24 protein-coding genes are annotated in these 23,547 nt (G+C 66.1%); 21 read left to right on the top strand and 3 right to left on the bottom strand.

The features are described from left to right. Positions 1-31 precede the first annotated feature (31 nt). The 20 genes from EFAMC1_RS10990 (at position 32) to EFAMC1_RS10895 (ending at position 20,498) form a co-directional block, all read left to right on the top strand. Complete coding sequence (locus EFAMC1_RS10990; RefSeq protein ID WP_154054311.1) at positions 32-1,027, top strand: substrate-binding periplasmic protein; 996 nt, start codon at positions 32-34, stop codon at positions 1,025-1,027. 188 nt (positions 1,028-1,215) lie between these two features. Further along, the gene (gene hpf, locus EFAMC1_RS10985; RefSeq protein ID WP_154054310.1) at positions 1,216-1,803 is read left to right on the top strand and encodes a ribosome hibernation-promoting factor, HPF/YfiA family; all 588 of its coding nucleotides are present in this window, start codon (positions 1,216-1,218) and stop codon (positions 1,801-1,803) included. Then, positions 1,796-2,872: a DegV family protein gene (locus tag EFAMC1_RS10980; RefSeq protein WP_154054309.1), complete on the top strand. Its 1,077-nt coding sequence runs from the start codon at positions 1,796-1,798 to the stop codon at positions 2,870-2,872. The genes hpf and EFAMC1_RS10980 overlap by 8 nt, the downstream gene beginning before the upstream one ends. 100 nt (positions 2,873-2,972) lie before the next feature. Further along, the gene (locus EFAMC1_RS10975) at positions 2,973-4,031 is read left to right on the top strand and encodes an NAD(P)-dependent oxidoreductase (protein WP_154054308.1); all 1,059 of its coding nucleotides are present in this window, start codon (positions 2,973-2,975) and stop codon (positions 4,029-4,031) included. Between the two features lie 3 nt (positions 4,032-4,034). Beyond that, entirely contained in the window at positions 4,035-4,499 is a 465-nt protein-coding gene (locus tag EFAMC1_RS10970) for a hypothetical protein (protein ID WP_154054307.1), read from the top strand. A gap of 3 nt (positions 4,500-4,502) precedes the next feature. After that, complete coding sequence (locus EFAMC1_RS10965) at positions 4,503-5,300, top strand: NYN domain-containing protein (protein ID WP_154054306.1); 798 nt, start codon at positions 4,503-4,505, stop codon at positions 5,298-5,300. A 156-nt stretch (positions 5,301-5,456) separates the two neighbouring features. Then, a complete protein-coding gene (locus EFAMC1_RS10960) occupies positions 5,457-6,068 on the top strand; it encodes a hypothetical protein (RefSeq protein ID WP_261981885.1) in 612 nt (203 codons plus the stop codon). 190 nt (positions 6,069-6,258) lie between these two features. Then, complete coding sequence (locus EFAMC1_RS10955) at positions 6,259-7,353, top strand: isocitrate/isopropylmalate dehydrogenase family protein (protein WP_154054305.1); 1,095 nt, start codon at positions 6,259-6,261, stop codon at positions 7,351-7,353. Between the two features lie 160 nt (positions 7,354-7,513). Next, complete coding sequence (locus EFAMC1_RS10950) at positions 7,514-8,395, top strand: hypothetical protein (protein WP_154054304.1); 882 nt, start codon at positions 7,514-7,516, stop codon at positions 8,393-8,395. Between the two features lie 22 nt (positions 8,396-8,417). Next, positions 8,418-9,626, top strand: coding sequence for a purine-nucleoside phosphorylase (locus tag EFAMC1_RS10945; RefSeq protein WP_154054303.1), 1,209 nt, complete (start codon positions 8,418-8,420; stop codon positions 9,624-9,626). A gap of 876 nt (positions 9,627-10,502) precedes the next feature. After that, a complete protein-coding gene (locus EFAMC1_RS10940; protein WP_154054302.1) occupies positions 10,503-10,751 on the top strand; it encodes a ferrous iron transport protein A in 249 nt (82 codons plus the stop codon). A 131-nt stretch (positions 10,752-10,882) separates the two neighbouring features. Then, positions 10,883-11,110, top strand: coding sequence for a ferrous iron transport protein A (locus tag EFAMC1_RS10935; RefSeq protein WP_154054301.1), 228 nt, complete (start codon positions 10,883-10,885; stop codon positions 11,108-11,110). A 183-nt stretch (positions 11,111-11,293) separates the two neighbouring features. Continuing rightward, positions 11,294-14,035, top strand: coding sequence for a FeoB small GTPase domain-containing protein (locus EFAMC1_RS10930; RefSeq protein ID WP_154054300.1), 2,742 nt, complete (start codon positions 11,294-11,296; stop codon positions 14,033-14,035). Between the two features lie 273 nt (positions 14,036-14,308). Continuing rightward, complete coding sequence (locus EFAMC1_RS10925) at positions 14,309-15,109, top strand: YebC/PmpR family DNA-binding transcriptional regulator (RefSeq protein ID WP_154054299.1); 801 nt, start codon at positions 14,309-14,311, stop codon at positions 15,107-15,109. Positions 15,110-15,195: 86 nt separating this feature from the next. Next, positions 15,196-15,843: a hypothetical protein gene (locus tag EFAMC1_RS10920; RefSeq protein ID WP_154054298.1), complete on the top strand. Its 648-nt coding sequence runs from the start codon at positions 15,196-15,198 to the stop codon at positions 15,841-15,843. A gap of 1 nt (position 15,844) precedes the next feature. Then, positions 15,845-16,324: a DUF2273 domain-containing protein gene (locus EFAMC1_RS10915; protein WP_222838720.1), complete on the top strand. Its 480-nt coding sequence runs from the start codon at positions 15,845-15,847 to the stop codon at positions 16,322-16,324. 161 nt (positions 16,325-16,485) lie between these two features. Continuing rightward, positions 16,486-17,079, top strand: coding sequence for an Asp23/Gls24 family envelope stress response protein (locus EFAMC1_RS10910; protein ID WP_154054297.1), 594 nt, complete (start codon positions 16,486-16,488; stop codon positions 17,077-17,079). A gap of 3 nt (positions 17,080-17,082) precedes the next feature. Then, positions 17,083-18,465, top strand: a complete 1,383-nt coding sequence (locus EFAMC1_RS10905; protein ID WP_154054296.1) for a MurT ligase domain-containing protein — start codon at positions 17,083-17,085, stop codon at positions 18,463-18,465. Then, positions 18,462-19,205: a type 1 glutamine amidotransferase gene (locus EFAMC1_RS10900; protein ID WP_154054295.1), complete on the top strand. Its 744-nt coding sequence runs from the start codon at positions 18,462-18,464 to the stop codon at positions 19,203-19,205. Before EFAMC1_RS10905 ends, EFAMC1_RS10900 begins: the two co-directional genes overlap by 4 nt. A 216-nt stretch (positions 19,206-19,421) precedes the next feature. Beyond that, positions 19,422-20,498, top strand: a complete 1,077-nt coding sequence (locus EFAMC1_RS10895) for a DNA cytosine methyltransferase (protein WP_154054294.1) — start codon at positions 19,422-19,424, stop codon at positions 20,496-20,498. Here EFAMC1_RS10895 and EFAMC1_RS10890 read toward each other — a convergent pair. Together EFAMC1_RS10890 and EFAMC1_RS10885 are read right to left on the bottom strand one after the other, a co-directional pair. Then, complete coding sequence (locus EFAMC1_RS10890; RefSeq protein ID WP_154054293.1) at positions 20,495-21,301, bottom strand: MAE_28990/MAE_18760 family HEPN-like nuclease; 807 nt, start codon at positions 21,299-21,301, stop codon at positions 20,495-20,497. The two genes, EFAMC1_RS10895 and EFAMC1_RS10890, sit on opposite strands and share 4 nt — an antisense overlap. A gap of 4 nt (positions 21,302-21,305) precedes the next feature. Beyond that, the gene (locus tag EFAMC1_RS10885) at positions 21,306-22,364 is read right to left on the bottom strand and encodes a DUF262 domain-containing protein (RefSeq protein ID WP_154054292.1); all 1,059 of its coding nucleotides are present in this window, start codon (positions 22,362-22,364) and stop codon (positions 21,306-21,308) included. A 260-nt stretch (positions 22,365-22,624) separates the two neighbouring features. Here EFAMC1_RS10885 and EFAMC1_RS10880 point away from each other — a divergent pair, with 260 nt between their 5' ends. Next, entirely contained in the window at positions 22,625-23,158 is a 534-nt protein-coding gene (locus EFAMC1_RS10880) for an IS110 family transposase (RefSeq protein WP_154054291.1), read from the top strand. A 21-nt stretch (positions 23,159-23,179) separates the two neighbouring features. On the opposite strand, the gene EFAMC1_RS11575 is transcribed toward EFAMC1_RS10880, so the two are convergent. After that, positions 23,180-23,547, bottom strand: a 368-nt coding sequence (locus EFAMC1_RS11575; protein ID WP_154054290.1) for an integrase core domain-containing protein, incomplete at its 5' end; no start/stop codon positions are given.

Raw genomic sequence — 23,547 nt, 5'->3', positions numbered from 1 at the left:
AGACGCTCGGTCACGAACGCGAGGAGCAGCGATGAAGGCAACGAAGGCACCCCGACGTCGGCAGCTTGCGACGGCGCTTCTCACCACGCTCGCGGCGTTCTCACTGAGCGGGTGCGCCAACCCGGTCGAGACCGTCATGGCGGCCGTCCAGGCCCCCTCGGTCGACGAGGCGCTGGGCCAGAGCGCCGCCACCGCGCAGGCACGGGTCTCCTCGCTTGTCGAGGACGGCACGCTCACGGTGGGCATCGACGCGGGTGCCTCCATCCCCATGTGCATCACCTCCCAGAGCGGTGCGTTCCAGGGCTACGACGTCGACTTCGCCTCCGCCCTCGCCGACCAGCTGGGCCTCAAGGTCAAGTTCGTCTCCGTCTCCAACGTCGACCAGTCGCTCGGCACGACGTGCGACGTGGTGATGGGCGCGGAGTCGCTCGGCTCCAACAGCGCCACCGTCGTGGGCTCCTACGCGGAGGGGGCCACGGCCTTCTTCCGCAAGGGCAGCGCCACCACCGTCTCCAAGCCCGACATCGACGGCGCCGCGGTGGGCCTGCAGGACGGCTCGATCTCCCGGCAGCTGCTCAAGCGCAGCAACCTCCAGGTCACGCAGAAGACCTTCTCCAGCCTGAACGACGCGTTCGGCGCGCTCGAGGCGGGCGAGGTCGACTACGTGCTCTGCGACGCCAACTCCGGCGCCTACCTCAAGGCGGGCTACACGGACATCTCGCTTGCCGGCACCATCGACGTCCCCACGCCTTTGGGCATCGCGGTCTCTGCGAGCAACACCGAGCTGCAGGACGTCGTCAAGCAGACCTCCGACCGACTCGCGAGCAACGGTGTCGTCGACGTCATCCGCTCCAAGTGGCTCGGCGGCATGGAGACGCTCACTGATTCTTCGCAGGTCTCGGGCGTCACCATCTCGGCGGCCGTCACCGAGCCCACCACGGCCGAGTCCGCTACGGTCGACGGCGCCACCTCGGGAATCCAGGATGGCTCGACCGCCGGCGCCAACGCCGTAGACATTTCCGACTAAAGGGAAGGGGTCAATCGGCGACCGGTCGTTATATTTTTCACGTCGCGGGCGGTCGCAAGTTTGGGTACCAGTGCACTACAAGGGACAGCGCCCGCGGCACTTCCAGCACGGCGTTCCGGGCGCGGCTTTCCCAGCGGCAGGTACGGCGCCGCAGCAAGGGCACTATAGGCTCGACGGACGGAGGCACCATGGACATCAAGGTTTCTGGGCGCAAGGTTACGGTCACGGACGCCCTGCACGACTATGTCGACGAGAAGATCGGCGACGCCCTCAAGGTGTTCAACATCCAGCCCATGACGTGCGACGTGGTGCTTCGCGTCGAGAAGAACCGCTCCAACCCCGAAGCGGCCGTCTGCGAGGTCACGGTGCGCGTGCGTGACAACGTGGTGCGCGTCGAGTCGGCCGACCCCGACATGTACGCCGCCATCGACTTCGCGGCCGACAAGGTGACGCGCCAGCTGCGCAAGTTCAAGACCCGCGTGGTCGACCGTCGCCAGCGCGCCCAGGGCCTGCCGGTCGAGCCCATCCACACCGACCTCGCCGACCTCATCGAGCCCGAGGCCGTCGACCAGGACGCCGACGACGAGCTCGTGCGCGAGAAGGTCATCGACCTGCCGCCCATGACCGAGGAGGAGGCGCTGGTCCAGACCGACCTCATCGGCCACGACTTCTACGTCTTCACCAACGCAACCACCGGCCTGGTGAACGTCATCTACCACCGCAAGAACGGTGGCTACGGCATCATCAAGCCCAAGATCGAGGAGCCAGATGAGTAGCGATACTCAAGACAAGCCAGTGATCGAGGCCGCGGGTTCCAACGAGCCCGCGGCCGTTGCGTCGTCGGAGCCCCAGGCCCCGGCGGCGTTTGCGCGCGAGGCCGGCGCCAGCTACCGACAGGGTGGCCAGTGCCGCGTCATCGTCGACTCGTGCGCGGACTTTGCCCCCGAGGTCGCCCAGGCGCTGGGGGTGGAGGTCATCAGCTTCCCGTTCGTCATGGACGACGGCGAGCACTCCGACGACCTGTGGAAGTCCATGAGCCCGCACGACTTCTACGAGCGCATGCGCAAGGGCGAGCGCGTCACCACCTCGGCCGTCACCACGGGCCACTACGTTGACGTGTTCGAGCGCACGGCGGCCTCGGGCGTGCCGGCCGTCTACCTCTCGCTCACGCGGGGCCTCTCCTCGAGCGTCGACGTGGCGCGCCAGGCGGCCCAGCTCGTGATGGACGAGCACCCCGGCTCCAAGATCTACGTGGTGGACAACCTCTGCCCCTCCGCCGCGGCGGAGCTTCTTGCCATCGAGGCCGTGCGCCAGGTGGGCAACGGGCTCAACGCCGAGGAGCTCGTGGAGTGGGTGGAGGAGGCCCGCTACTACGTGCAGGGCTACTTCACGCTCGATTCGTTCGACTCGCTGGCCCGCGGCGGGCGCATCCCGCCGGCGGCCGCGCAGGTGGGTGGCAAGCTCGACATCAAGCCCGAGCTCTCCTACGACCTCAACGGTGCCCTCACGCTGCGCGGCATGTGCCGCGGCCGCAAGAAGGCCCTGCGCGCCATCCTCGCCGACTTCAAGGCCAACTGCCTGGGCGAGGACAACAGCTACGGAGACTCGCACCTGCCCATCGGCATCGTGAGTGCCGACGCCGAGAAGGACGCGCGCTGGCTTGCGGACCAGATCCGCAAGGAGCCCGGCTGCCGCGACGTCCCCATCATCTTCAGCTCCGTGTCACCCGTCATCGGCGCGCACGTGGGGCCGGGCATGGTGGCCGTGGTGTTCTGGGGCAAGGACCGCCGCGAGAACCTCTCGTTCACCGACCGCATCGCCCGCAAGGTGCGCGGCGACAGGTAGCAGGCCTGACGTCCGGTCCACGGCGAGTTCCCCACCCGCCCTGGGCCGGTATCGTGCGGCGCGCCGCACGCCCGCCAGGCAGCAATCAGGAAGGAACCCAATGACCAACAGCGCCAAGCCCAAGGTCGCGTTCATCGGCACCGGCATCATGGGTGCCCCCATCGCCGGCCACATCATGGACGCAGGCTATGACCTCACGGTCTACAACCGCACCAAGTCCAAGGCCGACGCCCTCGTGGCCCGCGGCGCCCACTGGGCGGAGAGTCCTGCCGCCGCGGCCGCCGACGCCGACGTCGTGTTCACCATGCTGGGGTATCCCACCGATGTCGAGGACGTCTACCTGGCCACCAACGGCCTCGTCCGCGCGGCCAAGAAGGGTGCCTGGCTCGTCGACCTCACCACGTCGTCGCCGCAGCTCGCGCGCGACATCCACGACGCGGCCGAGGTCGAGGACAAGCACGCCGTCGACTGCCCGGTCACCGGCGGCGAGTCCGGTGCCATCGCCGGCACCCTCACGCTCATCCTCGGCTCTACCGAGGCCGACGCCCAGCCTATCCTGCCCGTGCTCGAGACCTTCTCGTCCAAGGCCTTCTACTTTGGTGGCGCCGGCAAGGGCCAGACGGCCAAGCTCTGCAACCAGGTGTCGCTCGCGAGCTGCATGGTGGGCATGGCCGACGCGCTCGCGCTCGCCGAGCAGGGCGGGCTCGACCCCAGGCTCATGCTCGACATGGTGGGCTCGGGCATGGGGTCGTCGCGCGCGCTCACGGCGCTGGGCCCCAAGGCCCTCGAGGGCGACTGGAAGCCCGGCTTTCTCGTGGAGCACATGCGCAAGGACATCCGCCTCGCCATCGAGCAGTCCGAGGACCTCGAGATTACGCTGCCCGGCGCCGAGACGGCCTTCACGCTCTTCGACATGCTCTGCCAGATCGGTGGCGAGCGCCTCGGCACGCAGGCCATCAGCCTGCTCTACGCCGAGGAGGGCGACGCCGCGGCGGCCGGGCTTGACTGGTCGCTCCTGAACGAGGACGCCGACGGCGACGCCTGCGCCTGCGGCCACGAGTGCGGCTGTGGCCACGACCACGGTCACGACGACCATGAGTGCTGCTGCGGCCACGGAGACTCCTGCGGCTGCGGTCACGACCACGGCCACGAGGAGTAGGGCGTGGGAGACGGCTTTGCCCTCACGGTCGTGAGCATCCTGTTCGCGGCGTTCGGCATCCTGCTCGGCTTTCACGCGGGCGAGGAGTGGGGCGCGCGCTGCGAGGACACCGCGGGCTACGCGGTGGCCAACCTCGCGGCCGTCCTCATCGGGTCCGTGCTCTTCATGGTGGTGTGGGCCACGGGCTACGTCGTGGTGGGCATGCTGGCCATCGGGGCCGTGGCGGGTGCCATCGCGGGCCTCAAGTTTGGCTACGGCGACTCGGTGGGCCCTTGGAAGTTCGTCGACCGACTCATGACACCCGCCGCCCGCGCCCGTGACCGCGAGCGCGCCCGGGCCAGGCGAGCCGAGCGCAAGGCGAGGCGGGGTGGCGCCGAGGAGCCCGAGCTCATGAGCGTCTCCGGGGGAGACGCGGAAGGGTCGCACGGCGGCGATGCGTCCGCGCGCGGCCGGAAGGGAACCAAGTAAGGCATGCAAGACATGAACCAGACCATCCCGGTGGCGCCCCAGGGCACCATCGCGGTGCTGATAGACTACGAGAACCTGGCGCTGGGCACGGGCCGTCGCAAGCGCAACGGCCACCAGGAGCCCGGCCCTGCCCCCGACGTCAAGCGCATCCTCGAGCGTCTCGTCGACAAGGGACGCATCGTCGCCAAGCGCGCCTACTGCGACTGGCAGCGCTTCGAGGACGCGGTGACGCCCCTGCACGAGCTGGGCATCGAGCTCATCGAGATCCCCGACCGCGCCTACACGGGCAAGAACTCAGCCGACATCCGCCTGGCCGTGGACGCCGTGGAGATGTGCCTCACCAAGAACCACATCGACACCTTTGCGATCCTCTCGGGCGACTCTGACTTCTCGCCGCTCGTCTCCAAGCTGCGCGAGTTCGACAAGACCGTGATCGGCGTGGGCATGCGCGAGGCCACGAGCACCCTGCTCACCGAGGTGTGCGACGAGTTCATCTTCTACGAGGACATCGTCTCGCCCGGGGGCATCCCCGCCTACGAGAGCCGCGTGCCCAAGGACAAGGTGCCCTGCTACAAGCTTCTGCTCGAGACGGTGGACGCCCTGCAGCGCGAGACCGACGGCCTCATCCTGGCGTCGCTGCTCAAGGACACGATGCGCCGCAAGCGCCCGCAGTTCTCCGAGGGCACCTACGGCTACCGCTCGTTCACGGCGCTCCTGCGCGAGGCGGCGTCTTTGGGGCTCATCCAGATCCACACCGACCCCCGAAGCGGCACGGCCGTGGTGGACGGCTTCTGCGAGTAGGGCCGCGGACGGGGCCGCGCGTACGGGCCCGAGGCTTGCGCGCGCAGGGGCCACGGGACCTGCGCCCGACCCTCGCGTGGCTCGCACGCATGACGATTGACAGTTCGGCCGATGACGGTGCCTCGCCACCGGCCTCGAGGAGAAGGACGACATCAGATGGCAGACAAGAAGGCAGCTCCCGAGAGTCGCTTTGGCGCGGGCGAGGTGACGCTGGTCGACCGCCTGTGCGAGGAGCTCTCCGGCCCCAACCGCCGCATCCGCCAGGAGGCCTCGCACACCCTGGCCAAGATGGCCGAGGAGCATCCCGAGACGATCGAGGCCCAGGTCGAGACCGTGTCCCAGGCGCTCGTGGACGCGCTCTTCCGTCCCGAGGCCCAGACGCGCTGGGAGGCGCTCGACGCGCTCAGCCTCATCGCCGCCTCGCACCCCGACCTCGTCGAGGAGGCCTACGAGGGTGCGGAGGCGTCGCTGTTCGACGACAGCTCGTCGCGCGTGCGCATTTCCTCGTTCAGGCTGCTCGCCCGCCTGGGTGCCGTCTCGGAGGAGAAGTCCGACAAGGTCTGGCCGCTGCTCGACGAGGCCATCCAGTGTTTCCACGGCGACCCGGGCTACCGCGACATGCTCACGGCCCTGCTCGGGCTTGCCCAGGGCAAGGCCTCGGCGGCCACCAAGAAGGCCCTTGCCGGGCGCATCTCGTTCGACGCCGAGAGCGGCCGCGGCTACGTGAAGACGCTGTCGGCCCAGATCGTGGAGGCCGCCGGCAAGTAGGCGCGGCGGCTGCGTCGTGCCGCCGGCGCGTGCCGGGGGGCTCGCACCCGCGCGGCGCGACTCGGGCGACACGGAGCGTCGCGGTCGGGCTGTGCGCGTCACGCGCGCGAAACCTAGCCTCGCGACCATCCGAGTAGAATCTGGCCCAGGCTGCCGACCGAGGGGGTCGGCGCAGGCGATAGGGGAGACCATGGCCCATCAGGTCACGCTCATTCCGGGAGACGGCATCGGCCCGGAGATTTCTGCCGCAATGCGCGAGGTCGTCGCCGCGAGCGGCGTCGACATCGACTGGCACGTCCAGGAGGCGGGCGCCAAGGTCATGGAGGCCGAGGGCACGCCGCTTCCCGAGCGCGTCCTCGACTCCGTGCGCGAGACCGGCACGGCCCTCAAGGGCCCGGTCACCACGCCGGTGGGCTCGGGCTTCAGGAGTGTCAACGTGGCGCTGCGCCGTGCGTTCGACCTGTATGCCTGCGTGCGCCCGTGCCTGTCCATGCCCGGCGACGGCAGCCGCTACGACGGCGTCGACCTCGTGATCGTGCGCGAGAACACTGAGGACCTCTACGCCGGCATCGAGTTCGACGAGGGCTCCGAGGGTGCGCGCGCCATCATGGACGCGGTCGAGCGCGAGGGCGCCGGCACCATCAAGCCCGACTCGGCCATCTCGCTCAAGCCCATCAGCGTGAGCGGCTCGGAGCGCATCGTGCGCTACGCCTTCGACTACGCGCGCCGAAACGGCCGCCACAAGGTGACCGCCGTGCACAAGGCCAACATCATGAAGTGCACCGACGGCCTCTTCCTCCACACGGCCGAGCGCGTCGCCGCCGACTACCCCGACATCGCCTTCGACTCCAAGATCGTGGACGCCACCTGCATGGGCCTCGTCATGGACCCGGCCGACTTCGACGTGCTCGTGCTGCCCAACCTCTACGGCGACATCGTGAGCGACCTGTGCGCCGGCCTCGTGGGCGGTCTGGGCCTGGCGCCGGGCTCCAACATCGGCGAGCACCAGGCGATTTTCGAGGCCACGCACGGCAGCGCCCCCGACATCGCCGGCAAGGACGTCGCCAACCCCACGGCCATGATCCTCTCGGCCGCCATGATGCTCGACCACCTGGGCGAGGGTGCGGCGGCGGGCCGCATCCGCACCGCCGTGCGCGAGGTGCTCGCCGAGGGCACGTGCGTCACGGCCGACATCAAGCGCGCGCTTTCAGGCTCGACTGAAGGTTGCGTGGGTACGCAGGCGTATGGCAAGGCCGTGGCCGCCCGCGTGGCCGAGCTGGGGTAGACTGGCACACAAGATACGCAGGGATTGCGCGCCCGGCAGCGATGTCGGGCGCGCTGCGTGTGGAGGGACGGCCCGTGCGCGACGGCTCGCTTGTGGGTCGGGCGCCCGGGGCTCGTCTTCCGCGCAATCCCGACAGAGACGGACTCAGGAGCGGTGAAGGATGGCAAAGGATCAGGGCAAGGGAACGAAGAGGGCCGGCTACGGCCAGGCGGGCGCGTTTGGGCTGCCGGTGCTCGTCGGCGCCTGCGTGGTGGCGCTCGTCGTGGGCCTCGTGGTGGGGCACTTCGTGCTGGGCGGCGGCAAGGTGACCCCGGCCTTTGCCGGCAAGACCACCGTCTCCGAGGGTGACCTCGACCAGGTCATGGCCACCTACGCCTACGACGGCAAGACCGACACCGTCACCGTGCGCCAGGCCATCGAGTCGCAGACCTCGCTCGACAAGGCCAAGACCGACGACGGCTCCTACACCATCCCCTCGTCCGACGCCGCCATCGACGTGGCGCGCAACCGCATCCTCGCCCAGATCGCCGAGGAGCAGGGCGTCACCGTCTCCGACGACGAGCTGCCCTCCTATGCCGAGAAGATGACGGGCGTGTCCGACATGAGCACGCTGGCCTCGACCTACGGCCTCACCGAGGACCAGGCCAAGGAGATCGTGCGCGAGAGCGCCGCGATGTCCAAGCTCAAGGACAAGGTGGTCACCACGCAGGCCGGCGACGCCCCCACGGCGCCCGAGACGCCCGCCGACGGCAACCAGGACACGGCCAACGCCACCTACGGCGCCTACATCATCAACCTGCTCGGCGACGAGTGGGACTCCACCAACAACACGTGGGCGCGCCAGGATGGCCCCTACTACGCCGCCCTCAAGGACGAGACCTTCTCGGCCGACTCCGCCACCTACGCCCAGGCCCAGATGGCATACTACGTGGCTTACCAGCAGTACAGCACCAACGCGAGGAGCAGCTCGTCGGAGTGGACCGACTACGTGAACCAGGCCCTCTCCAAGGCGACCATCCAGCTGGCGACGCTGGGGGCGTAGGCGCCCGGGCGGAGGCCTCCGCATGAACATCGTCATAAGCAGATGCCTTCTGGGCGAGCGGTGCCGCTACGACGGCGCCGCTCGCCCTTCCTGTGCCGTGCGGGCCCTGGCTCGTGTCGTGCGGGAGGCCGGCGGCACGGTCGTGGCCGTGTGCCCTGAGATGGACGGCGGCCTGCCCTGCCCCCGCCCCGCGGCCGAGATCCGCGGCGAGCGGGTGGTGACGCGCGAGGGGGCCGACGTCACGGAGGCCTACCGCCTCGGCGCCGCGCGCGCCCTCGACCGTGCACGGCACGTCTCGGCACCGCTCGCCGTCCTGAAGGCGAAGAGCCCCGCCTGTGGGTCTACCCTCGCCTACGACGGAAGCTATACAGGGAGACTCGTGAGGGGGCAGGGCGTCTGCGCCCGGGCCCTCGCCAGGGAGGGGATTGTCGTGGTTGACGAGAACGTCGTGAACGCGTGCCGTGCGAGCATGGAGCACCCGGTCGCCATCGTCTTGGGAAGCGGCCTGGGGGCCTTGGCCTCGCTCGTGAAGCCGGTGCGGCGCATACCGTACGCCGACATCGAGGGCTTCCCGGCCGCGGCCCGGCCGGTGGCGGGGCATCGCTTCGAGGTCACCGTGGGCACGCTCGACGACGTGCCCGTCGTGGTGTACCCGGGGCGCGTCCACCTCTACCAGGGCTACGGCCCCGCCCAGGTGAGCTCGCTCGTGCGCCACGCCCACAAGCTGGGCTGCCGCGACATCGTCTTCGCCTGCTCCACCGGCGCCGTTGCCGGGCGCGCACACGTGGGCCTGGGACTCGTGACCGACCACATCAACCTCACGGGCACCAACCCCCTCATCGAGGACGAGGACCTCTCGGTGGTGGAGTCGCCCTTCGTGGGGCTCACCGACACCTACACGCCCTACCTGCGCGAGCTTGCGCTGGGCGTGGCGGGCGACGAGGGCATCGAGCTGCAGCAGGGCGTCTACGCCGGGCTTCTCGGGCCCAGCTTCGAGACGGGCGCCGAGGTGGCGGCGCTCGGCGTGCTGGGCGCGTCGTTCGCGGGCATGTCGCTCGTGTGCGAGGCCATCATGGCGCACGCCCTCGGCATGAACGTGCTGGGCATCACGCTGGCGGCCAACATGGCCGGCGCCGCCGGGGTCACGCACGAGAGCGTGCTCGACGTGGCGCACGACTACGAGGACGACTTCGAGCGCCTCGTCCGCGGCGTCCTGGCACGACTCCGCTAGCGGTCGCGGCCGACGCGAGCGCTGGCCTCTCGGCCCGCTCCTCGCGCGAATACTGCATCATCCGCCCGCGTATTCCGGGCGGGGCCCTCAGGGTCCCGCCCCTTTTCGTTTGCCGGGGCTCTCATCCTGCCATGACCCTCTCGCACGGGCCTGGCCCCACCCCGTCCTGCCCCCTCGATTAGGCCAGGCCCCGTCCCGCCCAGTCCCTCTCGCACGGGCCAGACCCCGTCTCCCCTCGCCCTTCTCGAGTTCGTCTCGTTATTAGCAGTTAACCGCGCTCAAACGGGCAGTTAACTGCTAAAAACGAGACGAACGTCTGCCTGCGACGGATTCGGTGCGACGGATTCGGGCAGCCAAGGTGCGGCCTCTGCGCAGCCAAGGTGCGGCCTCCAGGCAGCCAAGGTGCGGATTTGGGGCAGCCAAAGCGCGGCCTCTGGGCAGCCAAGGGTTGGCTTCGAGGCTGTCGAGGTACAGCCTCAGGGTAGCCAAGGCGCAACTTCGGGACGGCTGGCGCAACTGCGCGCGACCAAGCAGCCCGTGCCCAAACCGGTCCCGCCCGCTCGGTGCTGGCCCAAGGAAACCGGTCATCAAAAATGGTTCGCCGTGGTTGACTCGCCCATAAGTTAGACGCATACTACCTTAAGTTAGAAGAACGCAACTCCTCCATATTTCCGTTCGTGGACGGCAGGTCTGGAAGGGTGAGCGGTGGCGGACGAGTCGGCGAGCGGGCTCGTCCGCCCTGCTGTGCCGGGGGTTCGGCGGGAGCGTCTCCGCCGGTCGGGCGCCGCGCAAGCGAGCGCACGCCCAGCCCACACGTGTACGCAGTCGCCCGCCGCAGCGTCTGGAGCTGGGGGAAGCTGAGGTATTGGAGGCAGCATGTCTGACGCACAGCAGAGCGCGGGAGCCCAGCTCCCCCTCGCGATGGTCCACGAGGGCTCGGTTGTCACGGTGGTGAAGGTCCGCGGCAACGACGAGATGCGCCGCCACCTCGAGAACCTCGGCTTTGTCGAAGGCGCCGAGGTCAAGGTCGTGAGTCAGGGATCCTCCGCCGGCACCATTGCGTCGGTCAAGGGCGCCCAGGTGGGCATCGACCACGCCACGGCCATGCACGTCTTCACCAACTAGCTGCGTATCCGCGCGCCATCGCGCGCATGCGGCACCGGGATGCGTCCTGGCGCGCGTCGGGCCTGGCCCGTCGATAGTTCGTCGTTCCATGCCGGGGCTTGCCCCGGCCAGAGGAGAAGGAGAGGAACAAGGTGACTACGCTCAGGGACATCCCAGTCGGGTCATCGTGCACGGTGAAGGCACTCACCGGCACCGGCGCCGTCAAGCGTCGCATCATGGACATGGGCCTCACCAAGGGCGCCAAGGTCAAGGTGGTCAAGGTGGCCCCGCTTGGCGATCCCATCCAGGTCAACGTCCGTGGCTACGAGCTGTCCATCCGCAAGGACGAGGCAGACAAGGTCGAGGTCGATCCCGAGTAACTCGGCCGTCGCCTTGGGTCGAGGAACCCGAGGCGTGACCCTCCGGTCGCGCCCGCGGCCGGGAGCTCCGGACCCGTCCGGAGACGGCACCGCGCTTAGGGGAGCGCGCACCGATTGGCAATGAGCCCGCGCAGGCGGGCCCAGGGGGCCGACCCCGCCCCCGGCAACAGAGGAAAGGGAGTCATGGAAGACCGCATGTACATTGCGCTCGCAGGCAACCCGAACTGCGGCAAGACCACGCTGTTCAACGCCCTGACGGGTTCGAACGGCTACGTCGGCAACTGGCCCGGCGTCACGGTCGAGAAGAAGGAGGCCACGTGGAAGGGCGACAAGTCCGTCACCTTCACCGACCTCCCCGGCATCTACTCGCTATCCCCGTACTCGCCCGAGGAGGTTGTCTCGCGCGACTACCTGATCAAGAACCGCCCGCAGGCCGTGATTGACCTCGTCGACTCGACCAACCTCGAGCGCAACCTCTACCTCACCACCCAGGTCCTCGAGTGCGGCCTGCCCGTCGTGCTCGGCCTCAACATGCTCGACCTCCTCGAGAAGAGCGGCGACAAGATCGACACCGCCAAGCTCTCGCAGGAGCTCGGCTGCGCCGTGGTCCAGGTTTCCGCGCTTCGCGAGACCAACACCGACCAGCTCGTGAAGACCGCCATCGACGCCGCCAAGGCCGGCAAGGCCGCCGCGCCCGCCCGCGTCTTCTCCAGCGAGGTCGAGGATGCCCTCGACAAGATCGAGGCCGCCATCAAGGGCAAGTGCGACGAGAGCCTCGTGCGCTGGTTCGCGATCAAGGTCTTCGAGCGCGACGCCGCCGCCATCGAGCCGCTCAAGCTCTCCGACACCGAGCTCGGCGAGTTCGAGAGGCTCATCAAGGTCGTCGAGAACGCCCGCGAGGACGACGCCGAGTCGATCATCACCTCCGACCGCTATGAGTGGATCGCCCGCGTCATGGACGCCTGCGTGGTGAAGGCCCCCAAGAAGCTCACCACCTCCGAGAAGATCGACAAGGTCGTTACCAACCGAATCCTCGGTCTCCCGATCTTTATCGTCGTGATGTTCCTCGTGTACTACATCGCCATCTCCACCGTTGGTACCGCCGGCACCGACTGGGTGAACGACAACCTGTTCTCCGACGGCTTCTTCATCAACGGGGCTGGCGAGCAGGCCTACAACGACGCCCAGGACGAGTACGACTCCAACTACTACCAGGACCAGATCGACGGCTACATCGCCGCCGCCCAGGACGCTGGCGTGATTGACGATGACGAGGCCACCGAGGTCTCCGACGCCGTCGCCACCCTCCAGGCTCCCGACGACGCCTCCGAGGACGACGTGAACGCCGCCCAGCAGACTGTCGACGACTTCGTCGCCAAGGCCAAGGCCGCCAACGTGACCGCCACCGACGTGCCCGCCCACGACGGCGACGGCAACTACATCGAGTCCGATCCCAACAAACCGGATGCCGACCCCACGCCGATCACGAAGGTTGACGGCTCTGCCGACGCCTCCGACGCCGCGGCTGCCGTCGACGACGGCATGGAGCTCGTGACCGTCCCGTCCGTCGACGCCGACGAGTTCGAGGCCGCCCTCGACGCCACCGAGAACGCCCCGGATCCCGCCGACTACGACGGCTACGTGCCCTCCATCCCGACGGCCGTGACCGACTGGCTGACCTCCATCGGCACCTCCGACGTCGTGATCTCGCTCGTGGTTGACGGCGTCATCGGCGGCGTGGGCTCCGTCCTGGGCTTCATCCCGCAGATGTTCGTCCTCTTCGTGCTCCTCTGCTTCCTCGAGGACTGCGGCTACATGAGCCGTGTCGCCTTCGTCATGGACCGCGTGTTCCGTCGCTTCGGCCTCTCCGGCAAGTCCTTCATCCCGATGCTCGTCTCCTCTGGCTGCGGCGTCCCGGGCGTCCTTGCAACGAAGACCATTGAGAACGAGAAGGACCGTCGCATGACGGCCATGCTGACCACCATGATCCCCTGCGGCGCCAAGCAGCCGATCATCGCGCTGGTCATGGGCGTCCTCATCGGCGGCTCTGACGCCTGGTGGGTTGCCCCGATGTTCTACTTCCTCGGCGTCTTCGCCATCATCATCTCCGGCATCATGCTGAAGAAGACGAAGCCCTTCGAGGGCGAGCCTGCCCCGTTCGTCATGGAGCTTCCCGACTACCACATGCCGTCCATCAAGTCCTGGTGGCTGCACATCTGGGAGCGCCTCTCCGGTTACATCAAGAAGGCCGGCACGATCATCTTTGCCGCTTCCGTGGGCATCTGGTTCCTCTCCAACTTCGGCATCGCTGGCTGGGATGGCGGCTCCGGCGCCTTCGGCTATCTGCCTGGCATGGAGGGCTTCGGCGACGACTACATGGACTATTCCATCCTCGCCGGCATCGGTGGTGTCCTTGGCATCATCTTCGCCCCGCTTGGCGCTGACAGCTGGCAGGCCGCCGCGGCTTCCATCTCCGCCCTCATCGCCAAGGAGAACCTGGTCTCCACGTTCGGTGTCCTCTACGGCCTGGGCGATGCCACCGAGAACTCCGTCTCCATGTGGAACGGCTTCGCTGGCATGTTCACCGATGCCTCTGGTGTCCTCCACGCTGGCGCCATGTGCGCGTTCGTGGCGTTCAACATGCTCGACGCTCCGTGCTTCGCTGCCATGGGTACCATCCGTCGTCAGATGGACGACCCGAAGTGGTTCTGGGCTGCCATCGGCTATCAGTGCGGCTTCGGCTGGGTTGTTGGCATGATCATCAACCAGCTCTGGGAGCTCTTCGTCCTCGGCAACTTCGGCTTCTGGACCATCATCGCGTTCCTCGCGCTGGCTGGCATCCTGTTCCAGGTGTTCCGTCCGGCGCCCAAGTTCGAAGGCAGGGACGAGCACATCCTCGACTCCCTTGCGGAGGCCGAGAAGTAGGCTGGGCGCTTGCCTGAGCCTGCGGTGCGCGTGAGCCTGCACGCACGTGACCGTCTGGTCGCTGGGGCGGGTCACCTTCGGGTGGCCCGCCCTTTCTTGTGCGGGTCCGCTGTGTTTGGGCGTGTCGTGCTTGTGGCCTTCAACTGCGGGGTGAATTGTTCTAGAATTCAAAAGGTTGCGCGACCGTGCCCTGCCTGCACTGCTCGCGCCCGTTACAGCTCGTAGAACGCGCGTCGCCATGGGGCCTCGCGCCGCGGCAAGAAGGAGACGTGCATGTCCGGACACTCCAAGTGGGCAACCACCAAGCATCGTAAGGGCGCGCAGGACGCCAAGCGCTCGGCGCTGTTCTCGAAGCTCTCCCGCAACATCACCGTTGCGGCCAAGCTCGGCGGCGACCCGCTCCCGGAGAACAACGCGTCGCTCGCTGCGGCCGTAGCCAAGGCGCGCATGTCGTCCATGCCCAAGGACCGTATCAAGGCCGCCATCGACAAGGCCTTCGGTGCCGGTGCCGACGCCGCCGTCTACTCCGAGGTCACCTACGAGGGCTACGGCCCCGCGGGCGTGGCCGTCTACGTTGACTGCCTGACCGACAACAAGAACCGCACCGCCGCCGACGTCCGCTCCGCCTTCACGCACGCAGGCGGCTCGCTGGGCACCTCCGGCTCGGTGGCCTTTCAGTTCGAGCGCAAGGGTTCCATCGCCGTCGACAAGGTCATCAAGTCCGACGAGAAGAAGGTCCCCGACAAGGAGAACGCCGTCGACGAGGACGAGTTCATGATGGCCGTCGCCGAGGCTGGCGGAGACGACTACGAGGACGCCGGCGACGAGTGGATCGTCTGGACCAAGTACGACAACATGCCGCAGGTCGTGAAGGGCCTCGAGGGACAGGGCATCGAGGTCAAGGGCTCCGAGCTCACCATGGTTCCCACCACGCCCACCGAGGTCACCCCGGCCGACGCCAAGAAGGTCCAGCGCCTCGTCGACCGCCTCGAGGAGCTCGAGGACGTCCAGAACGTCTACCACACGATGGACATGACGGACGAGGTCGTCGCCGCCCTCGAGGAGGACGAGTAAGTCCCTTCGCGGTTCGAGGTATCCTAGTGCATGACGCGCGCCCTGGTCGGGAGGCCGGGGCGCCTTTTGTTAGAGAGGGAGGGCACATGGGGGGATTTCGCCGCTTCGTTCTGTTCGTGTTCTCGCTGGCGGGCATCGCGTGCCTGCTGGCGCTGGCACTTCCGTGGTTTGGCCTGTTCCCGGACGAGATTGCCCTGCTCGAGGAGCAAGGCGCCTACATCGTGGCGGTCGAGGTCTGCCTTGCCATGACGGCCGCGTGGCTCGTCTTCGAGCTGGGCCGCTCGCTGTTCTCGCGCAGGGACAATGCGGTCACGGTCATGGACATCGACGGTGGCACCATCACCGTCACGAGGAGCGCCGTGGCCTCGCAGGCCTCCCACATCGTGGAGGCGCTGGGCCTGGGGGTTGCCAAGGACGTGGACGTGAGCGCGTCCAAGCGCGGTCCCGTGCACGTGGTGGTCAAGGTGACCCCGTACGAGTCGATCGACGTGACGAGCGAGGCTCCCGTGCTGCACGAGGCGCTCGTGACGGGGCTCACGGCCATGTGCGGCGAGCGTCTGGGTGCCATCGACGTCGAGTTCCTCGAGCCGCAACAGGCAAGCTCGCTCGTGGTGCCGGCCGACGAGGCCGAGGGCGAGCAGGACGGGGCGTCGGCGGTCGAGACGCCCGAGGCCCCCGCACCGGATGACACGGGCGACATCACGATTCGCATGACCTCCGAGAGGGGCGAGTAGCATGGCGCAGGAGAGACGGGACGCCCCCGTGGCGCGCATCGAGCGCGTCGGCGAGGGCTTGGGGGCGCACGCGGATGGGCCTTCGCGCGCGGGCGGGCCGGCGAAGGCTCCCGTGGCCAAGGTCGCGCCCGCGGCGGGCGAGGCGACGCGCGCCACGGGGGCGCCGGGCTCGACCACAGCCGCTGCCTCGGCCTCGGCCGCAGACGAGCCCGCTGCCGGCGCACCCGCCCAGGCCGTACCCAACGCGCCTGGCGTCCTCGAGCGCGTCTGCACCTGGTTTGCCGAGACCTTCCCCAACAGCCGCCACGCGGTGCTGGGCGGCATCGCGGGTCTCGTCGTGGCCATCATGCTCTTCACGATCGGCGTGCTCAGGACCCTCGTGATCCTCGTGCTCGTCATCGTGGGCGTCGCCGCCGGGCAGTACCTCGACGGCGACCCGAAGCTCGTCCGCCTGTTCCAGAGCCTCACGAAGAGGAGATAGCGCGGGGCCATGGTCCCGCGCGAGGCGGCGGGCGGCGCGCGAGGGGACGGAGCCAGCGCAGTGCCGCCCGACCCAGCGCCCGCGGGGGCTGGCAGCGAAGTGAATGCGCCGGCAGGTGTGGCCCCAACGGGCACGCACGCCGGCTGAGGTAAGGAGACACCATGGGCACTCAGAAGACCAACGACGCCGAGAGCACGGCCGAGGAGGCCCTCGACCTCGCGGCAGACCAGGCCGAGGCCGTCGCCGACAAGACGCTCGAGGAAGCCGCCGAGAAGGCCGCCGACGCCTCGAGCGTCAAGCTGGCCGAGAACGGCTCGGGGGACCTCACGTTCTCTGACGCCGACGAGGACCTTGACTCCGAGGACTCGCTCACCTTCTCCAACGGCGTCATCGAGAAGATTGTCGCCATCGCCGTGCGCGACGTGCCGGGCGTGCTCGGCATGAAGGGCGGCTTCTTCAACCGCGTGCAGGAGACCTTTGGCGCCTCCGACCCCACCAAGGGGGTCTCGGTCGAGGTCATGCCCGACAACTCGGTACGCGTCAATATCTCGGTGCTCATCGAGTACGGCGCGTATGCCCCGCAGGTGTTCGAGGACGTCAAGAAGGTCGTGGTCAAGCAGGTCGTGGGCATGACGGGCCTCGAGGTGGGCGGCGTCAACCTGCGCATCGAGGACGTGCTCACCCCCGAGGAGTACGAGCGCATGAGGCGCGGTCGCACCTCCGAGGACGACCCGGCCGAGGGCGAGGCGGAGTAGCCCATGGGGCTCAGGGGGTCCGTGGCCCAGGGGATGGGTCGCCTCACGACGTGGGGGCTCAAGAACGTGCTGCATCGCTCGGCCTCGCAGCTGCCGGGGAGGGTGGCGCTCGCCGTGGAGCCGCACCTCATCGCGGAGCTGTCTCACAAGCTCAAGCGCGGCGCCATCGTGGTGTGCGGCACCAACGGCAAGACGACCACCAACAACGTGCTGGCCAACGCCATTGAGGCGAGCGGCCAGACGGTGCTCTGCAACCGTGCGGGCGCCAACATGGCCCCGGGCGTGGCCGCGGCGCTGCTGCCGGGGGCCTCTGCCGACTGGGCCGTCATGGAGGCCGACGAGCTCTCCACCATCAACATCCTGCCGGAGCTCCGACCGCGCTACCTCGTGCTGCTCAACCTCTTTCGCGACCAGCTCGACCGCGCGGGCGAGATCGACCGCGTGCAGCAGGTGATCGAGCAGGCGCTTGCGTCCTCGCCCGAGACCACGCTCGTGGTGTGCGGCGACGACCCGCTCTCCATAGGCGTGGCGCACAGGGCACAGGAGGGCGGCACCAAGGTCCTGGCCTTTGGCATTGCCGAGGACCTGCACCTGCCGGCCGCCCGCGTGCCCGAGGCGCGCTTCTGCCAGGTGTGCGGCGCCGAGCTCACGTATCGCTACCGCTCGTACGCGCAGCTGGGCGCGTTCTCGTGTCCCAACGGCGACTTTGCCCGGCCCAAGCTCGACTGGAAGGCCACGAACGTAGCCGTGGGCCGCAAGGGCGTGGGCTTTGACGTGAGCGGCGCGGGCATCGACGGCTCGGTGCGCATCCGGGCCAACTTCGGCGGCGTGTACATGGTCTACAACCTGCTCGCGGCCTTTGTGGCGGCCCATCTCGCGGGCGTGAACGCCGCGACCTTCCAGCACGCGCTCGACGGCTACCACCCCGAGAACGGCCGTCTACAGCACTTCCGGGTTGACGGGCGCGAGGTGGTGCTTAACCTGGCAAAGAACCCCACGGGATTCAACCAGAACATCTCGCTCATGCTGGCCGACGACCGCAAGAAGGCCGCGTTCTTCGTCATCAACGACGACTACAACGACGGCAAGGACATCTCTTGGATCTGGGACGTCGACTTCGAGCGGCTCGCCGTGGGCGCGCCGCGGCCCAAGGACAAGGTCGTGGAAGCCGGTGACCTCGCGGTCATTGCCGGCGGGCATCGCGCCGAGGACGTGCGCGTGCGCATGAAGTACGCGGGCATCCCGGCCCCCGTGGCCCACACCGTGCGCGAGGCGCTCGGCGCCGTGAGCGACCTGCCGCCCGAGCGGCCGCTCTACGTGCTGACGAACTACTCGGCCCTGTGGCCGGCCAAGGTGGAGCTCGAGAAGATGGGGGAGCGACTGTGAGCGAGAGAACCCTGCGCATCGCGCACCTCTATCCGGAGCTGCTCAATCTCTACGGAGATGGCGGCAACATCCTGGTGATGCGCAAGCGCCTTGCCTGGCGCGGCATCGGCTGCGAGGTCGACGAGGTGCATGTCGACGACCGGCCCAGCTTTGACGGCGTGGACATCGCCTTCATCGGCGGCGGCTCCGACCGCGAGCAGAAGATCGTGTGCGACCACCTGCTCGCCGAGCAGGCCGAGCTCGCCGCCTTCGTGGAGGACGGCGGCGTGCTTTTGGCCGTGTGCGGCGGCTACCAGCTGCTTGGCCACTCCTACCTCATGGGCGACGAGACGGTCGAGGGCCTCTCGCTCGTCGATCTCTTCACTGATCGCGGTAGCCCTCGCCTCATCGGCAACATCGCGGTGGAGAGCCGCATCTCGCCGCAGCCGGTGGTGGGCTACGAGAACCACGGCGGCCGCACGCACCTGGGCAACGGCGTGGAGCCGATGGGTCGTGTGCTGCACGGCCATGGCAACGACGGACAGACCGGCGCGGAGGGCTGCCTCTACAAGAACGTGGTGGGCACCTACGTGCACGGCCCGCTTCTGCCCAAGAACCCCGGTGTGGCCGACTACCTGCTGAGTCGCGCCCTCGAGCGCAAGTATGGCGACGGTGCGCTCGAGCCGCTCGACGACGAGGCCGAGCTTGCCGCCAACGCCACCATGCTCGAGCGCCTCACCTCCGGCGAGGAGCGCGAGTAGGGATTTGATTGCGGGGCTGGTGCCTTATGGCCAACTTTGGACTTGTCTTCGAAAAGAACTCCGGCCTATCTGCATGAGAATTCAGGTAGTGCCAAGTCAAGCCGAAGCCTCCACTCCATCTGATTGCTGCTAACCTATGAGGTTAGCGAGTTGGATTATCTTTGACATTGTGATACTCGCTTATGGTCATTCTGGGATGCCGAAGGGGTGATTGCGATGAGTGTTAACGGTTCTAAGGAGAACGAGGCTCAGAGCCCCTCTGTTGGTGCCGTGGATCTGTTTTGTGGGGTCGGTGGACTTAGCTATGGCCTGCGCGCCGCAGGCATAGATGTGGTGGCCGGCTTTGACCTGGATTCCTCTTGCCAGTATGCCTATGACGCGAACAACGGCGATGGCAAGTTTATCTGCAAGAATGTCGCCGAGGTTACTGGGGATGAGGTCAAGGAGCTTCTGAAGGGCTTTGACATCAAAGTCCTGGTGGGTTGCGCGCCTTGCCAGCCCTTCTCGAAGCACCGCAAGGACAAGAAGCACCGTGAGAAGCACAAGGATTGGGGATTGCTCAAGCAGTTCGGGAGGCTGGTGCGGGAGGTGCAGCCCGATTACGTTTCTATGGAGAACGTGCCCGAGCTCGAGAAGGAGAGCATCTTCACGGACTTCCTGAGCACGCTTAAGGAGTCCGGCTATTCGGTTGAATACAACGCCGTGAAGGCTGAAGAGTACGGTGTGCCTCAGCATCGGCGGCGGTTGATTCTGTTGGCCTCTAAAAGCGGGTCAATCAGCCTGGTTGAACCAACGAATGATGACGCTCACGCCGTTACGGTTCGGCAAGCGATTGGCACGTTGCCTACCGTGAGTGCTGGCGGTTCTTGCAGGGGTGACTCCCTGCAGGTGGCGTCGGCGCTATCAGAGTTAAACCTGAGGCGCATTAAGGCTTCAACGCCTAACGGCACGTGGCGAGATTGGCCTGAGGATTTGAGGCTTGATTGCCATAAGAAGGCTGCTGGTCAAACATATCCTGCGGTCTATGGAAGGATGGCCTGGGACGAGACATCTCCAACCATAACTACGCAGTTCTATATGTACGGCACGGGTCGGTTTGGGCATCCGGAGCAAAATCGAGCTCTGACCTTGCGCGAAGGCGCCATCTTACAGAGCTTCCCGCAAGATTACAAGTTCGTCAAACCGGGCGAGAAGATTAGCAAAAAAGCTGTGGCACGACATATTGGAAACGCCGTGCCACCTAAGTTGGGCGAGGCCGTGGGCAAGAGCATATTGGCCGCCTGTGCGAACTAGCCTTTTTCTGGCCCGGGTACGCCGCAGCGGTATTCGCTGGCATTGAGATAAACCAAAACATCCCGGCGGAGCTGTGTCAAAAAAGCGTCGACGTCTTCGACCAGCTCCGCAAGTTCAGATGTGGTCACTTGATTGCCTGCCTCCGCAAACGATACTGACCCGTGTGCAAGGGCATTCCTTTTGTCTTTAACGTCTTCAAGTTCGCCCTTGAGTTCATCGGTCCTGCAATTCGCTACATCGTCGTGAATTGAAATTCCGTGCCTGTCGAAGAGCTTCAGGATTTTGTCCGCATCAAGGTTTCCGCCGGCAATAGTGTTACGAGCATTAATCCGCAACGCGTTGTTAGCGACGGCATGATCGAGCAAATCTTTACTAATACGTTCAGCCGTGTCGTTGTTTGCATTGGGGTCGCTCAACCTGAAGCGCATTTGAGTTTGATGCCATAGCGACTGCAGCTTCTTGGAGACGTCGGTATAACCGCAGCCCTCGTCCGCTATCCTGTCATAAATAGCCTGCACGAGGCTTGTGATTGAATACTCGATAATGTTATAAACCATAAGCTTGACGTTGGAGCGGATAACGCTGGAAACTAGGGTTACGTCTGGCGCTGGTGTAGGTACGCCGCTTGGGTTTGCCTTATTAGCTATCTCGTATGCCTGCAGCATTACATCGTTGTAGCGTCCGCCCTCTGCACCTTGGTCAAGTGAATCGAGCAAGGTCGCGAGCGTAATCATGCTCTTCGTCTCTTCAAGACGGTCACGATAGACCACTTCGTACCCTAAATTGAAGTCGTTTGAATCCATGAGGCTACTGCTCCGCCTTCAACTTGTTCGCCACGAACCCAATTCGATCCTTCAGCTTTGCCTTGACATTAGCCGAATCAGACCGAACAAGAGCCTGAAAATCCTTCTCGTCAATCCACGACATATCTCTGACCGGAAGGTTCTTATCTTCAGACAGGGCGACAGCTACACCTACGGCGATAGCTTCAAACCGCGCATGTGGTGTTGAATTACTGGTCGGAATCTTTCTGAAGCCTCGGTCTCCCAAACAATTCTCGACGTAATGAAGCATCGTATTGAATTGAGTGGCAAGCTCTTCGCGCATGTCTGGCGAGTTCGCAAGCTTGCTGTTCATCGAGTTTGTATATTCATCAAGGTAGCTCGCGACTCGATCTTTGTAGCCTTCGAACTCAGGGTAGCCGTTTGCATAAGCAAAGAACCTCGTGACAAGCTCCATGTCATCGTAGTGCTTTCGTGCGGTTTCGCTCAATGGGGCGAGCTTCATGAAGAGATCGTTTTTGGAAAGCTCACTTACAAGTTGCGTAAAGGGGCCATCCATTGAGCCACGACGGATTTCCTGCGATTTGAGCAGCTTTCCAGACGAGTTAATGCGACGGAAAATCTCTTGGCGGACAGGAGTAGATGTCCCCTCTTCAAGGTAGACAACCCGGAAGTTAGCGTTATTAAATCTTCTTTGGACGTCTTTGGGAAGGTCTGAATACCTCTTTCCGTTAACGGTTGAGAGTATTTCAAGGTCGCGTAAGACTAAATCGCCTCTGACAAAGCTTGCTAAGGCATTCATCCTCTGCGCCCCGTCAACGATTTCCGTCCTTCCGTCCTCGGCATCGGCAAAGAACATGTAGGGAATAGGCAAGCCAATGAGCACAGACTCGATGAAGTAACTGCAGTCAACGTCTGTCCAAACAAAGTTGCGCTGATAATCAAGCGGGATGTAAAAATCGTCCTCATTGAACTTGCTTATGAGGTATTCCACGACATACTCACGAGTGCTGAATCGTACATCCTTTTTCTTGTCGCGAATCTGTTCAGAAATCTCGACTGCCTCAACCTGTTGATTAGCCACTCGCCTTCACCTCAATCTATAGCATGACAAAAACTGGCTGCATGCCAGCCATCGTCTCCACTTAATTACCTCTGAATATGATATCAGCGAGAGCGCGCGTTTTAAGCCGAGCCCGTCTTTGACTTTGACAATATGTTCATCGGCTGACGGGGCCGAAGCCGTCTCTTGAAGGGCTGAGGCCCCCCTCTTGCTTGGCCGCGGGTTAGCGTCTGAGGTGGACGCCAGAAGGTGCCAGAGCCGCAAGGAAAGGGAGGCCTCCGATGAGCGATTATGCGACCCAGGTCGGCATGGACGTGCACGCAAGGAGCGTCTCGTGCAGGGCGATGGGGCTCGCCACGGGCGAGACCTGGTCCAAGACCGTCTCCGGCGAGGGCATGGAGGCCGAGCTCGCCCCCTGGCTGGCCAAGCTGCCGCAGCCCCTGCGCTGCGCCTACGAGTCCGGCCGCACGGGATTCGCGCTCGCCCGGTTCCTGCGGGAGGCGGGCTTCGCCTGCGACGTGGTGGCAGTCTCGACGCTGCTGCGCTCGCCGGAGGACCGCCGGCACAAGAACGACCCCCACGACGCCGGCGTGCTGCTCCGCGAGATGTGCAACCCCGCCAGCGACATGTCGCTGGTCTGGGTGCCGCCGACCGAGGTGGAGGGCGCGCGCGACCTCGCGAGGCCCGCTCGGCCAAGCAGAGGTGCTCGATGCCGCTGCTCAAGCTGTGTTTTGTCAACGGAATCTGAGCAGAATTCGTATCGGGATTTGAGCAGTTCCCGCACGGATCCGAGCATGGGGTTTTGGTCGGCTTGAACTTGTCGAAATCCACAGACACTACGCCGCGGATTCCAGGGGCTCCACCTCCTCGGAGAACGCCGCCTCCGCCCTTGCCGGGAACGCCCGCATCCTCTCGGCGGGCACCTGGCACCCGATGGTCGAGTGGGGCCTCGACCTGTTGTGGCGGCGCTCGACGAAGTCGATGACGGCGTCCCTCGCCTCGCGCCTGGTGGCGAAGGCCCCCGGGTGGTACGTCTCGTTCTTGGGGGTGCCGAAGAGGGACTCGGCCACGGCGTTGTCGCGGCAGCAGCCGGTGCGGCCGCACGAGAGCCTCGCGTCGTGGCCGGCGGCCCGGCCGGCGGGCGCCCGGCCCATGTGGGTCGAGCCCCTGTCGCTGCGGAGCACCGCGCCGCCGGCGGCGTGGC

The organism is Olsenella uli (assembly GCF_901212675.1).
Lineage (GTDB): Bacteria > Actinomycetota > Coriobacteriia > Coriobacteriales > Atopobiaceae > Parolsenella > Parolsenella uli_B.
Note: the sequence above shows the minus strand (reverse complement) of the source record. Positions and strands in the feature narration are given on the sequence as shown.

Excerpts from the sequence above, each read along its gene's own strand:
- EFAMC1_RS10880 (WP_154054291.1), top strand. The coding sequence starts at position 22,625 with ATGAGCGATTATGCGACCCAGGTCGGCATGGACGTGCACGCAAGGAGC.
- EFAMC1_RS10930 (WP_154054300.1), top strand. The coding sequence starts at position 11,294 with ATGGAAGACCGCATGTACATTGCGCTCGCAGGCAACCCGAACTGCGGC.
- hpf (WP_154054310.1), top strand. The coding sequence starts at position 1,216 with ATGGACATCAAGGTTTCTGGGCGCAAGGTTACGGTCACGGACGCCCTG.
- EFAMC1_RS10975 (WP_154054308.1), top strand. The coding sequence starts at position 2,973 with ATGACCAACAGCGCCAAGCCCAAGGTCGCGTTCATCGGCACCGGCATC.
- EFAMC1_RS10990 (WP_154054311.1), top strand. The coding sequence starts at position 32 with ATGAAGGCAACGAAGGCACCCCGACGTCGGCAGCTTGCGACGGCGCTT.
- EFAMC1_RS10890 (WP_154054293.1), bottom strand. The coding sequence starts at position 21,301 with ATGGATTCAAACGACTTCAATTTAGGGTACGAAGTGGTCTATCGTGAC.
- EFAMC1_RS10945 (WP_154054303.1), top strand. The coding sequence starts at position 8,418 with ATGAACATCGTCATAAGCAGATGCCTTCTGGGCGAGCGGTGCCGCTAC.
- EFAMC1_RS10960 (WP_261981885.1), top strand. The coding sequence starts at position 5,457 with ATGGCAGACAAGAAGGCAGCTCCCGAGAGTCGCTTTGGCGCGGGCGAG.
- EFAMC1_RS10920 (WP_154054298.1), top strand. The coding sequence starts at position 15,196 with ATGGGGGGATTTCGCCGCTTCGTTCTGTTCGTGTTCTCGCTGGCGGGC.
- EFAMC1_RS10895 (WP_154054294.1), top strand. The coding sequence starts at position 19,422 with ATGAGTGTTAACGGTTCTAAGGAGAACGAGGCTCAGAGCCCCTCTGTT.
- EFAMC1_RS10940 (WP_154054302.1), top strand. The coding sequence starts at position 10,503 with ATGTCTGACGCACAGCAGAGCGCGGGAGCCCAGCTCCCCCTCGCGATG.
- EFAMC1_RS10905 (WP_154054296.1), top strand. The coding sequence starts at position 17,083 with ATGGGGCTCAGGGGGTCCGTGGCCCAGGGGATGGGTCGCCTCACGACG.
- EFAMC1_RS10915 (WP_222838720.1), top strand. The coding sequence starts at position 15,845 with ATGGCGCAGGAGAGACGGGACGCCCCCGTGGCGCGCATCGAGCGCGTC.
- EFAMC1_RS10955 (WP_154054305.1), top strand. The coding sequence starts at position 6,259 with ATGGCCCATCAGGTCACGCTCATTCCGGGAGACGGCATCGGCCCGGAG.
- EFAMC1_RS10965 (WP_154054306.1), top strand. The coding sequence starts at position 4,503 with ATGCAAGACATGAACCAGACCATCCCGGTGGCGCCCCAGGGCACCATC.
- EFAMC1_RS10925 (WP_154054299.1), top strand. The coding sequence starts at position 14,309 with ATGTCCGGACACTCCAAGTGGGCAACCACCAAGCATCGTAAGGGCGCG.
- EFAMC1_RS10910 (WP_154054297.1), top strand. The coding sequence starts at position 16,486 with ATGGGCACTCAGAAGACCAACGACGCCGAGAGCACGGCCGAGGAGGCC.
- EFAMC1_RS10980 (WP_154054309.1), top strand. The coding sequence starts at position 1,796 with ATGAGTAGCGATACTCAAGACAAGCCAGTGATCGAGGCCGCGGGTTCC.
- EFAMC1_RS10950 (WP_154054304.1), top strand. The coding sequence starts at position 7,514 with ATGGCAAAGGATCAGGGCAAGGGAACGAAGAGGGCCGGCTACGGCCAG.